This window comes from Acinetobacter geminorum, from assembly GCF_013009345.1.
GTDB lineage: Bacteria > Pseudomonadota > Gammaproteobacteria > Pseudomonadales > Moraxellaceae > Acinetobacter > Acinetobacter geminorum.
Genome location: NZ_JABELE010000004.1, coordinates 31,788 through 45,591 on the forward strand (window position 1 = coordinate 31,788; position 13,804 = coordinate 45,591).

At 38.6% G+C, this 13,804-nt stretch carries 5 protein-coding genes and 1 pseudogene; 5 read left to right on the forward strand and 1 reads right to left on the reverse strand.

The window, feature by feature from the left end; all coding sequences use genetic code 11:
* Positions 1-2: 2 nt before the first annotated feature.
* Positions 3-1,325, reverse strand: coding sequence for an MFS transporter (locus HJG58_RS04815; RefSeq protein WP_170248111.1), 1,323 nt, complete (start codon positions 1,323-1,325; stop codon positions 3-5).
* Between the two features lie 397 nt (positions 1,326-1,722).
* Between HJG58_RS04815 and HJG58_RS04820 the strand changes: the two are divergent.
* From HJG58_RS04820 to HJG58_RS04840, 5 genes and pseudogenes are all read left to right on the forward strand, one after another.
* Positions 1,723-4,227: pseudogene (locus HJG58_RS04820) on the forward strand (autotransporter assembly complex protein TamA); the annotation flags it as partial.
* Positions 4,228-4,253: 26 nt separating this feature from the next.
* Positions 4,254-8,762, forward strand: a complete 4,509-nt coding sequence (locus tag HJG58_RS04825; RefSeq protein ID WP_170248112.1) for a translocation/assembly module TamB domain-containing protein — start codon at positions 4,254-4,256, stop codon at positions 8,760-8,762.
* 270 nt (positions 8,763-9,032) lie between these two features.
* The gene (locus HJG58_RS04830) at positions 9,033-10,268 is read left to right on the forward strand and encodes a lactonase family protein (RefSeq protein ID WP_086265935.1); all 1,236 of its coding nucleotides are present in this window, start codon (positions 9,033-9,035) and stop codon (positions 10,266-10,268) included.
* 134 nt (positions 10,269-10,402) lie between these two features.
* Positions 10,403-10,765 carry a hypothetical protein gene (locus HJG58_RS04835; protein WP_081309626.1) on the forward strand — a complete coding sequence of 121 codons (363 nt, stop codon included), beginning with the start codon at positions 10,403-10,405 and terminating at the stop codon, positions 10,763-10,765.
* A 253-nt stretch (positions 10,766-11,018) separates the two neighbouring features.
* The gene (locus tag HJG58_RS04840; RefSeq protein ID WP_033848021.1) at positions 11,019-13,658 is read left to right on the forward strand and encodes a bifunctional aconitate hydratase 2/2-methylisocitrate dehydratase; all 2,640 of its coding nucleotides are present in this window, start codon (positions 11,019-11,021) and stop codon (positions 13,656-13,658) included.
* Positions 13,659-13,804 lie beyond the last annotated feature (146 nt).

Genomic DNA, 13,804 nt, shown 5'->3' on the forward strand with positions numbered 1-13,804 from the left:
AATTAGTCCTCTAAAGAAAGGTGGGCTGTGGCAAGCATTGGTTTTAGTCTAGCGAGAAGCCAGATACTAAAGATTGCACTAAGTACAGCTGTAATAATAAATAGTATTTTAATATCAATTTTTAAAACACTTAAGATCAAGATTGAAAAAAATGCAGAAGAAACCATAAAAACGGCATTTAGGATGTTATTCGCTGCAACAACACGTGCACGATGTGAACGTGGTGAATAAGCCTGCATCATGGCATATAGGGGAACAATATAAAAACCGCCACTAATCCCCAATAAAGTCACAGCAATCATGACATGATAGTAAACCCAGCCTTGGGTGAAAATGTCTTTTAAGGTAAGTAATGCACCGGTTCTTTCTGGTACAAAAGCTAAACTGGCAGCAAGGTAGAGCGCAAAAACAGTAAGGCCAACTGCACCAATCGGCACCATTTTAATGTTGATTTCCGAACCACCAATTTTACGGCAAAGAAGAGAACCCACACCAATACCGACTGAAAAGAAAGTCAGTAACAAGCTAACAACATTTTCTGATGCATGAAGGTTTTGCTGGGTAAGCTGCGGAATTTGAGTTAAATAAGTCGCGCCATAAAACCAGTACCATGAGTTGCCTAGCAAAATTGTGAATACTAACGGTAAGCTTTTAGCATATTTAATGGTCTGGAAACTTGTACGGATAAAATTCCAGTCAATCTTTAAGTCAGGTGCAGCAACTTTTTGTGGCAAAATGAAGCGACTAAATAAATAGCCTATGCAAGCAATAGCCACTACGGTAATACTAATCCACAATAAATTTCCATCTGATGAGGCAATTACGGCACCACCTAAGATCATTCCGAATAAGATCGCCATGGATGTACCAGATTGAAATAGCGCATTACCCGACATTAATTCGTTCGGTTTTAAGATTTCAGGCAAAATTGCGTATTTAATCGGGCCGAAGAACGTCGAATGCGTACCCATTAAAAATAAAGCAAAAAGAAGTAGCCATAAGTTTCCTAACAGGAAACCCGCAGTACCGATGAGCATAATGATGATTTCTAAAATTTTAATACCACGGACGAGTTGAGATCGTTCGTATTTGTCAGCGATTTGTCCAGCTGTGGCTGAAAAAAAGAAATATGGCAGAATAAATAAGAGAGCTGCCAAATTATTAAGAGTGCTTACAGGAGCAGATTGTTGCTGAATCCATCCATAAGTAATCACTAATAATAAAGCTTGCTTAAAAACATTATCATTTAATGCGCCAAAAAACTGGGTAAAAAACATCGGTACAAACCGACGTGAGGTCATCAGGTGCTCATCTTGTTTCATCATGTGCAAACTTCATTGTGTTTTATAAAAAAATGTGACCGAGTGTTAATTTGCATTGAAAACCATGTATGATATTTTTAACGCTTGATTAAATGAAAAATCAATGGTTTTGAGTGAGTTTTACACTCACATTGGTGCGTTTTATTAAAAAATAAGTCTAGAGTTTTCTATGCCTTCTAAAATTAAGTTTAAACAGTCAACTCTCTCACATTCTATGCATTTAATTTTAAAAATGCAGGGCATTCCTAAACTTATTTGTAGCAGCTTGTTGTTAAGCGTTTGTGTAACGCCAAGTTTTGCTCAAACTTCTGTTGAGAACAGTTCGTCAACTACTTTAAACCAGACAGTATCTGAGGAGTCAACTGAACAGTCAGCTCAGGTTAATGAGCAATATACTGCTCCAGTTACAGATATCGCTACACTTGTAACCCAAGCTCAGCAGCAACAAAATAGCTTGACTATATTGCAACAACAAGAACAATTTCCAAATCAAATTGATGAATTTAAGCCAATTACTCTTGATAACCTTGAAGATTTACCCGATATGCCTGTTGATCAAAACATGGCAAATGAAATTTATAGGGTAGCGGAAGAAGCAAAGAATGAAGCACAGAACTTTCAAAATGGGACTCAGAAACTCCCTGAAGTGACTGTAAGCGATGCAACTCAATCTGAATTAAATCAAATTAATCAGGCACCTGTAAATATTGATCAGCTTATGCAAGAAATTAAGTCTGACAGTAAGATTGTAGTCGAAGCCAATGAGACTGGGAAAACACTGCCTGAATTGACACCAGAGGTTGAAGAACCACCTGAGCAAGCTGGTTTCTTTAAGCGTATTTTAAATAAGGTACGTCCGCCGCGTGCAATTCCGATGGAACAAGTTCCACGTATTAGTGCAGAGGTAGTAGGCGCTTCAGATGTGTTGGCTAAAAATATTAAAGGTAAGTTGTCAACATTTACCCAAGAGTCATTTGAAGATTTCAATGCTGCTTTACCTCAACTTAGAACATTAAGTAATCAGGCTGCTCAAGCGGTTGGTTATTATAATGCTGAGTTCAGATTTGAAAAATTAAGTCCGAGTCGTGTTCGTGTCAGAGTGACACCAAATGAGCCAGTACGAATTAATGAGCAAAATATTGAGTTTACAGGTCCAGGCGAAAAGCAGCCGCAATTTCAGGTTATTCGTTTAGTTCCCGATCAAGATGTGGGCGATATCTTTAATCACGGTTTATATGAAACTACTAAAACCCGTATTGTTGATGCAGCATCTAATAATGGTTATTTTGATGCCTATTGGCGATTGCATGATGTAAAAGTAAGTCAACCTGAAAATCAGGCCGATATCAATTTGCGCTATGAGACAGGTGAGCGTTATAAATTAGATAAGGTCGAGTTTCGTATGAGCGATCCCTCGAAACCTTTGCCATTAAATCAAAATATCTTAGAAAGTATGGCACCTTGGAAAGAAGGCGATGACTATGCTTTCTGGCGTGTAAATCTACTAGCAAATAATCTAACTAACTCACGTTATTTTAATTACACTTTGGTTGACAGCATCAAACCAGATCCAATTGAAAAGCAACTTGAGCTACCGCCAGATTTACAAGCTTTGGTCGATGAGCAAAATATTGATGTTGATGAGTCTAATTTACTTTCACCAGAGCAACGACAACTTGCGAAGGCACGACAATTAGCGACATCCAATCAAGAAGTTACGCAAAACGTAGTCGATGAAAAACAGTTTGCGGGAACACAAAATTCAAAAGAGACAGAGCCTCAAACAGCGATGTTACAACGTGCCTCAGTTCAACAAGATGAACAAGAAACAGAGCAGGATCGTTTACAAGCCCAAGCACGTGAAACAAAAAGAATTCCGGTTATTGTGACTTTAAATGCTGACAAGCTAAATAGTTTGGAAACTGGTATCGGTTATGGAACTGATACTGGCGCACGTTTACGTAGTCAGTATCGCCGCGCTATTGTAAATAAATATGGTCATTCTTTTGATGCCAACTTAGAGGTTTCGGAAATTCGTCAATCGATTGATGGACGGTATAGTATTCCCTATAAACATCCGTTAAATGACTATTTCAATATCGTCGGCGGTTATGAGCGTGAAACACGGGATGATATCGGACCGGATGTAAGTTTGTTAACTGAATCAGCAGTTGTTGGTGGTGAACGTGTAATCAAACGTCCCTTAGGAAATTGGCAACATACGATTGGTGTTCGTTATCGTTTAGATCGTTTGACCCAAAAAGGTAATGTTGATATTTCTGAATTACCAGATGCTTTTAAAACAGCTGCATCTGAGCAAGAAGCATTATTGTTTAGTTATGAAACATCTAAAACCTCAAGTAATACACGTTTAAACCCAACAAAAGCTTTTAAACAAACTTATAAATTAGAATTAGGTAGCGAGAGTTTATTGTCTGATGCCAATATGGCAATTGCGAGTGCAGGCTGGAGATTTATTTATTCTCTAGGTAAAAATGATGATCACCAATTCGTTGGAAGATCTGACCTTAGTTATATCTTTACAGATGACTTTGACAAAGTTCCATACAATCTTAGATTCTTTACAGGTGGTGACCAAACGATTCGTGGATTTGACTATAAAAGTCTTTCTCCAGAAGTAGATGGATATAAAATTGGGGGCCAGGCTTTAGCTGTAGGCTCTTTAGAATATAACTATCAGTTCAAAGACGGATGGCGAGCAGCTGTTTTCTCTGACTTTGGTAATGCTTACGATAAAGATTTCAGTAATCCAGCAGCTTATAGCGTTGGGGTCGGAATTCGCTGGAAGTCTCCAATTGGACCAATTCGTTTAGATGTCGCTTCGGGTATTTCAGATGAAAACCATCCGATTCGTTTACATTTCTTTATAGGCCCACAACTTTAAAAATAAAATTTCATTAGGTTTATTTTATGGCGGAAGTAGAACAGCAGCCCACTTCGGCACCAAGCTCTCCTAAGAAGAAGCGTCGCATTTTGCGTAGCTTCTTGCTGACGATATTAATCATATTGTTATTATTGGCTTCTTCGTTAGTCATCATGATGTCAACGGATCGCGGAAGCCGTTTTTTATTAGATCGGGTTTTAGAAGCTCAGAAAATAATTAAATATGAATACGAAGGCGGCAACTTATTGCGAGGCATTATTCTCAAAAATGTGTTGGTGCAATTAAAAGACGTTGATGTTGCATTAGATCGAGCTGATGTAGGCTTAGGGTGGCGCTCTTTATTATTAGAAAAAGAAGTACATTTAAGCCATGCAGATGTACGCAACTTGCGCATTATTAATAAAACTCCGCCTTCTGGTAAACCGTTTGAATTTAAACCAATCAAATTGCCATTCGTTTTACGTATAGATGAAGCGGATGTTGATCATTTAGAGCTTAAATTGTCGAGTTCAGATGTAAGTTTCTATAATGTCCATTTGCAAGATGCGCTCTGGTCGGAGACAAAACTAGAATTTGAAAAATCCAGTATGGATATGGGCTATCTTTCAGTTCACAACGCAACTGGTAAAATGGATTTCAGTGGTAAATATCCACTAGATGCCACGGCAGATTTAAGAATCCCATCTTTAAAAAGTTTAAATATTCAAAATATTAAAGTTGCTGCTCGCGGAAGTTTAGATACTTTAAAAGCTGGGGTTGCAACAACTACTCCTGATTTATTAACAGGTTGGGTAATCTTACATCCTGTTCGTGATGAAGTTCCAATGCAAGGTGAATTATTATTAAAAAACTATCATTTACCTTTGCTACAAGAACAAAAACTCTTTGCAAAAAATGGTGTGATCAAGTTTCAAGGTGATATTAAACAACTTAATTTAGCACTTGATACAGATTTAAAGGGTGAAAACTTACCTGAAGGCCAGTACAACGCTTTAATGAGTACTGATTTAGTTCATCAGCTTAATATTACAGATTTCAACGGCCAAGTTATGAAAGGTGCCGTTAATCTTAAAGGTTTGGTAAATTGGAAAGATCATGTTACTTGGGACATCAAAGGTCGTTTAGATCGCATTAATCCTAAGGACAAAGCAATTCCTCAGGTGGTGCAAGACTTTTTACCGCCAAGTTTAGATGCTGCTATTGCTTCAACTGGTTCTTTAGAAAAAGGTACAGAAGTATTTGCTAATGTTGACTTTGACCGTTATGAGTCGTGGAAGCTCAAGCTTAATCAGGCACCTGAAAAAAATAATAAACCTCAGCCAATGCTTATGAATGTGGCGTGGGCGAATATAGACCGTGCAATGCCTTATATTGGATGGTTAAGTAGTGAAAATGGTCAAGTCGATTTAACATTACGTGATGGTCAACAAGATATTAAGGTTGCTACAAAAGTATATCAGCATGAAAAAACTTTATTGCCAGCAGGACAATATCTAGCCAACCTGGATATTAAAGATAATATCTTAAATGTTCCTAATTTTAGTTTTGCTGCTGAAAAAGGTAGCTTAACAGGTCAGGCTAAAGTTTTATTACCTACTGAAAAACGTCAGCTCGCTTGGAATGCTTTATTAAATGCAAAAGATTTTAATCCGCAAAGTATTCAAGCAGCAGCACCAGTTAATCTGTTAAACGGTTCGATTAAGGCAAATGGTTTTGCTAAACCAAACCAGCAAATTATTCAGTTTGAGAAAATTGATTTAACGGGTCGATTGGCTCAAGCAGGTCAAGAAACTGTAAGTTTAGGCGGAAAAAGTACAGCAGCACTATTATTTCATGATGTTAAAGCTGGTGGCGGTTTTAAAGGCTTTGCGGTTAATTATGACGGATCTTTAAAAGCCTTAAAACAGGCAAATGGTTTATTGAAGTTATCTATAGCGGGCACGCCAGATTTTATTCGAATTAGCCAATTACAACACGATGGTGTGGCTGGAAAAATCTATGCTACAGGTTCTGTAAATTTAAAAGACCGCATTGCATGGGATATTAATAGTTCATTAGTACGCTTTAAGCCTCAATATTTTGCTTCAACTATTAAAGGTGAAATTTCAGGAAACCTGAAAACTCAAGGCGTTTGGTCTGATCACTTGAAGCGAATTAATATTCAGCAATTGAATCTTGCAGGGTTTCTAAATAATAAACCTGTTCGAGGTAAAGGTAATCTATCTCTATTGATGGACTCTAATCAAAATGGCTTTTTACCTCAGCAATTTGAAGCGAATAACTTATTTTTAGTGTATGGACAGAACCAGCTACAAGCTACTGGCAACGCACAAAATCTAAAAATTAAGCTGAATGCGCCAGCACTCTATGAATTATATCCAGGGCTGCGTGGTCGAGCTTATGGTGATTTGAATGTTCAATCACAACCACGTTTAAAAGCAACAGCCAATATTGCCGTAGATGATTTTGCTTTTAATACACTTGTAAGTGTGAAGAGATTGAGTATTCAGGGTGAGCTTCCAACATCGGAAACAACACCGACTCAATTAACCGCAAAATTAAATAATTTGCGTAGTGGAAATAGACAAATTCAATCTGCTGAAGTGAATTTGACAGGAACAAGAAAAGCCCATTTATTGAAAGTGCTCGGCAATAATAATATTTCCAAGTTCTATGTTCAGTTGGCAGGTGGGTTTAACCAAAATAATGATTGGTTAGGACAAATCCAGAAAGGAAGTTTTGATTCACGACGAATCCGTCTGGCACAAAATCAAAATGCTCCGGTAATTTTTTCTTCGGCGAAATCTGAGCTATATGTGGGTCAACATTGCTGGCAAAGTACTAATAGTCAGCTCTGTTTTGATCAGCCTGTAAGAGTGAGTAAAGCACGAGGTAATGTTTCCTTTGTAACTCAGAACATGGATTTAAGCGACTTCGCGGCATTTATGCCAGAAGGCTTAGCGATGACTGGACAATTAAATGGTTACGCTAAGGCATCGTGGGTAAATGGTGGTAATCCAAAACTTGATGCACGTTTAATTACACGTAAAGGTGAAATCGGTTTAGCTGCTGAAGATCCACAAGATCCTGCAACTACTCTGGCTTATGATGAGTTAGGGGTGGTTGCAAAAAGTGTATCAGAGGGTCTGCTATTCCGTGTTGATGTTAAAGCCCCAGATATTGGTACGGGTTATGCGAACGTTATTATCAACCCATTTGAGTCTTCAATGCCAATGCATGGTGAAGTGGCCTTTAATGATGTCCAATTAAAAGTCTTGAAACCATTTATTCAAGATGTTCGCTCAATGAGTGGGACGTTAGCTTTGGCTGGTAAAGTCAACGGTACATTAACTCAACCTCAGTTTACTGGTGAAATGCGTTTGAAAAATGGTGCGATCAGCATGATTTCTCTGCCAGTAAATTTAACTAATGTTCAAGTGTATTCATCAATTCGTCAGGATATGGCAACAATTGATGGGGCATTTAACAGTGGGCAAGGTGTAGGCTTGCTTAAAGGTAGTTTTGAATGGAAAGATGCGCCGCGCCTTCAATTAAATCTTAAAGGTGATAATTTACTAGTACGCCAAGCGCCATTAATTACTGCAATTGCCAATCCAAATCTGACACTTGATATGTATCCTTTTGATAAGCGTTTAAGCTTAAAAGGATCAGTAGATGTTCCTCGTGCACGTATATCAATGCCAGAAACAACTGCTCCTATCATTAATACGTCATCAGATGTCCGTATCGTACGCCAAGGTCAAGACCCACTTGCAATTTTACGGGCAGCTAAACCTTGGGATATTCGAGCTGACATTGCTGTTAATATTGGAAAACAAGTCATCTTCCAAGGCTTTAATAGTAATATTCCGTTAGTTGGTCGTCTCAACTTAAGCCAACGTGGCTATGAGACGGCAATGAGAGCTAACGGGGCGATTGGTGTCAGCCAAAAAGTGAAAATCGAAGCCTATGGACAAAGTCTAGATTTGAACAGAGCAATTGCCCGTTTTAATGGACCATTGGCTAACCCGACTTTAGATATAGATGCGAATAAAAATGTTCAGGGAAGTATGGTTGGGGTGCGTGTTACAGGTACTGCGACATCACCAAACATTCAGGTTTATAATGATGCGGGTCTATCTGAGCAAGAAGCATTGAATGCGCTTGTTACTGGTCGTATTAATGAAGGTTCAAGTGGTTTAAGTAATGCAGAAGGATTTAAGTCCGATGTAAATAACACCATTGCTGCCGCAGGGATTAGTATGGGCTTGGGTGGTACACGTGCTTTAACTAACCAGATTGGACGTACGTTTGGTTTGAGCGGTTTAGCTTTAGATGCACAAGGTACAGGTGATGACACGCAAGTGAGTTTGACGGGTTATATCACACCAGATCTGTTTATTCGTTATGGTGTTGGGGTGTTTACTCCTGTAAATAAACTCACTTTACGTTATCAAATGAATCGACGTTTATACTTAGAAGCAAGTCAATCTTTAGAAAGAGCAATCGATCTTTTCTACAACTGGCGCTTTTAGTTGGTTGAAACCAATAATGAATAAATTAAAAGCCCACTATAGTGGGCTTTTAATTTAATAATACCTTCATAACATTTAAAAAGTTGAGTATTTATCATCTAAAGTATCGTTTATCTTAAATGTAAAAAAACCTTGGATAGGTATTGATTAAAGAAAATTCACTTGAAAATTGCTGTTTTATAAATTAGTTTTCAGAAACATTAAATGAAATTAGATTGATATACCTTGTTGATAAGTGCAAATAAGGTGGATTTTTTCAAGGATATACTAGTGAATATAGATACTTATGTTGAAATTAAAAATGGCAAGGAAAACGATATAAATGTTAAATATCGTGGCCTAATTCAAAAATTAACAGCAACATTGTCATTGACGCTTTTGTCATTTGGATGGTGCTCCACCGTAAATGCTGCACAACAACAAATTGCTTTAGTAGGAACATGGACATCAATTCCTAATGCACCGCTTGTGCAAAAACCAAAACAAGCTAGTGAAGGCTTATACCAGCTTCAAGTGAATAAAGATGGAACTTTAACTCCTGTTAAAGTGTTGAAAATGAAAAGTCCTTCTTGGATTGTGAAATCGAAAGATAGCCGTTTTGCATATACCACAAATGAAGAAAACGAAGGTGCGGTGACTGCATTATCTATTCAAAACGGAAAGGTGGAAGTGTTGAACACAGTAGATAGTCATGGTGGACATCCAACACATGCAACAATCAGTTTAGATGGTAAATTCCTGTTTGTGTCGAACTATTCAGCGTTCGATAAAGGGCGAGGTGGTGTGGCTGTTTTACCAATTTTGTCAAACGGTCATTTAGGTGAAAAAGTACAAAATATTGTTTTTGAGGAAGGTTCTGGTCACGTCAAGGGCCGCCAAGAAAGTGGACATGCTCATTCCACAACTTTTAGTCCAGATGGTAAGTATTTATATGCCAGCGATCTCGGTAATGACAAAATCTATGCATTTCGTTATAACCCGAACAAGGCTCAGCCACTCGAAGCGGATACCAAGCGCGATGTGACTTTTACTCATGGTTCTGGCCCGCGTCATATGGTCTTTTCACCAAATGGCAAACATGCGTATGTTACCGCAGAAATGCGAAGTGAAATTGTGACATTTAACGTGCAAGATGGTCATTTGAAAAAAGTGGCTGAGCTAAAACTGATCCATGAGGACAAAACACCTGAGTTTAAGAGTGCGAGTGGAATTATCCTTAGCCCAAATGGTAAATATGTGATTGCTGCCAATCGAGGCGCAGACAACAAACTCTTAGTATTTAAAATCAAACAGAATGGATTGCTAGGTAAGCCAGTTGTTTATAAAGCGAATGGTATTGAACCACGTGCTTTCTCATTCGATGCATCTGGTAAATATCTATATGTAACCAATGTTTATAGTAATAATATAAGTTTATTCCGTTTTGATGAAAAAAATGGGACCTTAAAACCAGCTGGTGATGCAGCAAAAATATCAACACCTACGGATATCAAATTCTTTAATTAATCCAAATCATGAAACTGGCATTTCTAATGCTTAATATAAAAGACCGAGATTTTGTTATCTCGGTTTTTTATAGCAGTTTTGGCAAAAACGATGATTTTCCGTATGATATGGACAGCAATAATTAGTGTAGTGAAATGATGAAAAAGATTTTATTGATTGCAATGAGTTTGCTCTTTGTTGGTTGTTCAGAAAAGAAACCATTAACACCAGAAGAGCAGTGGCATGGCTTTTGTACTAGCGTAGGAAATGCTGCAAGAAGTATTGTTTTTGATCGTCAGCAAGCAATTGAAAAAACACAGGCAGTTGAGCATGCAAATAAAATTGAAGATGAGATAACTAAAAAATTCATTCTTAATATTATTGAAAAAGTTTATGCGATTCCAAAAGAAGAACTGACAAAAGATCCTCAAGCAATTCAAGAAAAAGTTAGAAAGCAAATGACGGATGAATGTTTGGCAACACCTCATGACAAAATGCCAAAATATAAATCGTTCTAATTGCGGTTGCGATTATTGAATTTTCATCTAGCAGAAGCTCTTTTTGTTCAAAAAAAGCTCAATTTAGCCCAGTATGCTCATTATTTAGACACAGGTATTTAGATACAAAATAATGGGCATCACGGAGAAACACCCCGCGCTCATTAACTTTTACCTTGAACTCTAGTAAACTTTTGTAGTCCATATTACTTGTGAAGCTTTTAAGAAAGCTGGAATTTGCAAGTAATTTTTCAAAAAAAGAGGAATGAACACCGTGCTAGAAGCTTACCGCCAACACGTTGAAGAACGTGCCGCACTCGGAGTCCCACCGAAGCCACTTGATGACGCTCAAACAGCTCAGCTTGTTGAACTATTAAAAAATCCACCAGCAGGCGAAGAAGCGTTCTTGGTAGATTTGCTTGAAAACCGTGTTCCTGCAGGTGTTGACCAAGCAGCTTACGTAAAGGCAGCATTCTTGGCAGCGATTGCAAAAGGCGAAGCAACTTCACCACTCGTTTCTAAAGAACGTGCAGTTTACTTACTTGGCACTATGCTGGGTGGTTATAACGTAGCACCACTTGTTGAACTTCTTGATAATGCCGAACTTGCAGGTTTAGCTGCTGAAGCATTAAAGAAAACACTTCTTGTATTTGATGCATTCCATGACGTAGCAGATAAAGCAAAAGCTGGTAATGAAGCCGCTAAAGCTGTTTTACAATCTTGGGCTGAAGCAGAATGGTTCACCAGCCGTCCTGACGTTCCAGAAGAAATCAAAATCACTGTGTTCAAAGTAACTGGTGAAACAAACACTGATGACTTGTCTCCAGCTCAAGATGCTTGGAGCCGTCCAGACATTCCATTACATGCAAACGCAATGTTGAAAAACGAGCGTGATGGTATCAACCCTGAAAAACCAGGTGAAGTTGGTCCATTAAGCCAAATTAAAGAACTTATCGCGAAAGGCAATCAAGTTGCTTACGTTGGTGACGTTGTTGGTACAGGTTCAAGCCGTAAGTCTGCAACTAACTCTGTACTTTGGTTCTTTGGTGATGAACTTCCACACATTCCTAACAAAAAAGACGGTGGTGTGTGCTTAGGTTCTAAGATTGCTCCAATTTTCTTCAATACAATGGAAGATGCAGGTGCATTACCTGTAGAAATCGACGTTGCTAACATGAACATGGGCGACGAAGTAGTATTGAAAATTGACCATGCTGCTGCAAAAGTAACTGCTTTTAAAGATGGTGCTCAAATCGCAGAAGCTGACCTTAAAACTCCAGTACTTTTAGACGAAGTACGTGCGGGTGGTCGTATTAACTTAATCATTGGTCGTGGTTTAACTGCTAAAGCACGTGAAGAATTAGGTCTTGCACCTTCTACATTATTCCGTACTCCAGTACAACCTGCTGACACTGGCAAAGGTTTTACGCAAGCTCAGAAAATGGTTGGTCGCGCATGTGGTTTACCAGAAGGTCAAGGTATCCGTCCAGGAACTTACTGTGAACCTAAGATGACAACTGTTGGTTCTCAAGATACAACAGGTCCAATGACTCGTGACGAGTTAAAAGACTTAGCATGCTTGGGCTTCTCATCTGACTTAGTAATGCAGTCTTTCTGTCACACTGCTGCGTATCCAAAACCAGTTGACGTAACAACTCACCATACATTACCTGACTTCATCATGAACCGTGGTGGTGTATCTTTACGTCCAGGTGACGGTATTATCCACTCTTGGTTAAACCGTATGTTACTTCCAGATACAGTAGGTACTGGTGGTGACTCACATACTCGTTTCCCAATCGGTATTTCATTCCCAGCGGGTTCTGGTCTTGTTGCGTTCGCAGCAGCAACTGGTGTTATGCCACTTGATATGCCTGAGTCTGTACTTGTTAAGTTCAAAGGTAAAATGCAACCTGGTATCACTTTACGTGACCTTGTACATGCAATTCCTTACTACGCAATTCAAGCGGGTGATTTAACTGTAGAGAAGAAAGGTAAGAAAAACATCTTCTCTGGTCGTATCCTTGAGATCGATTTATCAGAAATGGAAAATGACTTGACTGTTGAGCAAGCATTTGAACTTTCTGATGCTTCTGCTGAACGTTCTGCTGCTGGCTGTTCAATCACACTTTCTGAAGAGAAAGTTGCTGAATACCTACGTTCTAACATCACGATGTTGAAGTGGATGATCGCAGAAGGTTATGGCGATGCACGTACACTTGCTCGTCGTGCTGAAAACATGCAGAAGTGGTTAGATAACCCAAGCTTGTTAAAAGCTGATGCTGATGCTGAATACTTAAAAGTTTACGAAATCGATCTAGCTGACATCAAAGAACCAATTCTTTGCTGCCCGAACGATCCAGATGACGCAAAACTTCTTTCTGACGTTCAAGGTGACAAGATTGATGAAGTATTCATTGGTTCTTGTATGACTAACATTGGTCACTTCCGTGCAGCTGGTCAGTTACTTGACAAAGTACCTGGTGGTTCATTATCTACTCGTTTATGGTTGGCTCCACCAACTCGTATGGACGAGCACCAATTAATGGAAGAAGGCTTGTATAACATCTATGGCCGTGCTGGTGCACGTACAGAGATGCCTGGCTGTTCATTATGTATGGGTAACCAAGCGCGTGTAGCTCCGAACACAACTTGTGTATCGACTTCTACTCGTAACTTCCCGAACCGTTTAGGTCAAGGTGCAAACGTTTACTTAGCGTCTGCTGAGCTTGCATCTGTAGCTGCGGTTCTTGGTAAATTACCAAGCCCAGAAGAATATCAACAGTACGCGTCGCAAATCGACAGCGCTTCTGCTGACATCTACAAATACTTAAATTTCGACAAGATGAGCGAATATACTAAAGAAGCTGATCAAGTTGATACTAAGAAAATCCAAGCTGCTCAATTGACTTAATACGTCAATTTAGTACAAAAAAGGAGCTGATTATTTAGCTCCTTTTTTATTTAAATGAGACTTTATACTTAATAAGACTTAAAAAATAATAAATAGATCAAATTTTATTTAATGAAAGTGTAAAAATAAATATTACTCTAGATATT

Coding starts and splice junctions, on each gene's coding strand:
- HJG58_RS04815 (WP_170248111.1), bottom strand. CDS start 1,325: ATGATGAAACAAGATGAGCACCTGATGACCTCACGTCGGTTTGTACCG.
- HJG58_RS04825 (WP_170248112.1), top strand. CDS start 4,254: ATGGCGGAAGTAGAACAGCAGCCCACTTCGGCACCAAGCTCTCCTAAG.
- HJG58_RS04835 (WP_081309626.1), top strand. CDS start 10,403: ATGATGAAAAAGATTTTATTGATTGCAATGAGTTTGCTCTTTGTTGGT.